Annotated in this window: 2 protein-coding genes; both read right to left on the reverse strand. The window is 66.0% G+C overall.

The window, feature by feature from the left end:
- Positions 1-631 (reverse strand): aminotransferase class III-fold pyridoxal phosphate-dependent enzyme (locus tag GY769_23350; protein ID MCP4204855.1); only part of this gene is annotated, 631 nt, incomplete at its 3' end.
- 39 nt (positions 632-670) lie between these two features.
- On the reverse strand, positions 671-1,277 hold a 607-nt coding region (locus GY769_23355), incomplete at its 5' end, for an aldehyde dehydrogenase family protein (protein ID MCP4204856.1).

The following is a 1,277-nucleotide window of genomic DNA, read 5'->3' on the forward strand; positions in this document are numbered from 1 at the left end:
CGCGGATGTCCTCGGCGCTGTGCTCGGCGATCTCCTCCGGACTGCCTTTGAACGGGCTGCGGTAGGGGTCGGGGCAGGCCGCGTGGTGGACCTTGCCGACGCCTGGAAGCGGGAACTTCCAGGTGCTGTGCGAGGTGAGGCTCATCGGGGTCGCGGTGCCGCCGTGGTAGGCGTTGCGCACTGCGACGATGTCCTCGTTGCCGGTGTAGAGACGCGCCATCGCGATCGCCAGCTCGTTGGCCTCGCTCCCCGAGCTGGTGAAGTAGGTGACGTCCAGCCCCTCCGGCATCTTCGCCGCCAGCTTCCGGCCCAGCTCGGCGAAGTTGGGATGGGCGTAGATCGTGCTCGCGTGTTGCAGCCGGTCGATCTGGGCCTTGACCCGCTCGGTGATCTTCGGATGGCAGTGACCGCACGAGACGGTGGCGATGCCGGCCAGCAGGTCGAGGTAGCGCCGGCCCTTCTCGTCGAAGAGGTACTGCATGTGCCCGTCGACGATCAGCAGGGGCTCGCGATACAGCGTGAAGATCGCCGGGTGGCAGTAGCGTCGCCGGTCGGCCATGATCTCGTCCCGGCTCGGGCCCTCGTAGGGTGGCGGAGCGTAATCACAAGGCGGCATTTTGGGTAAGGTCATCGTGGTTTCCATGATCTTGAGTCCTCGCTTGCTGATGGTCTAGGACGATGACGGGAAGTCGAGGTTCGGCCCGGTGCGCACACCGCTCGGCCACCGCGACGTCATGGTCTTGACCCGGGTGAAGAAACGGACGCCCTCCGGGCCATAGATATTGTGACTGCCGAAGAGTGAGCGCTTCCAACCGCCGAAGCTGTGAAAGGCCAGCGGAACCGGGATGGCGATATTGAGCCCGACCATGCCAGCCTTCACCCGGTTGGCGAAGGTACGCGCCACGTCGCCGTCGCGGGTGAAGATCGCCGTGCCGTTTCCGTACTCGTGCCGGTTGACCAGATCGAGCGCCTGCTCGAAGTCGGCGACCCGGACCACCGGCAGCACCGGCCCGAAGATCTCGTCGCGGTAGATGGCCATCGACCGGGTCACCCGGTCGAAGAGTGTGCCGCCGAGAAAAAATCCGCCGGACTCCGTTCCGCGAGGCCGCAGCTCGCGGCCGTCGACGACCAGCTCGGCCCCTTCCTCGACGCCACGCCCGATGTAGCTCTCGACTCTTGCCCGGTGCTCGCGGGTGATCAGCGGTCCCATTTCGTTGTCGCGATCCATGCCGTCACCGATCTTGAGCGAGCGGACCTTCCGTGCCAGCCGCTCGACC

It is taken from the genome of bacterium (assembly GCA_024224155.1).
Taxonomy (GTDB): domain Bacteria; phylum Acidobacteriota; class Thermoanaerobaculia; order Multivoradales; family JAHEKO01; genus CALZIK01.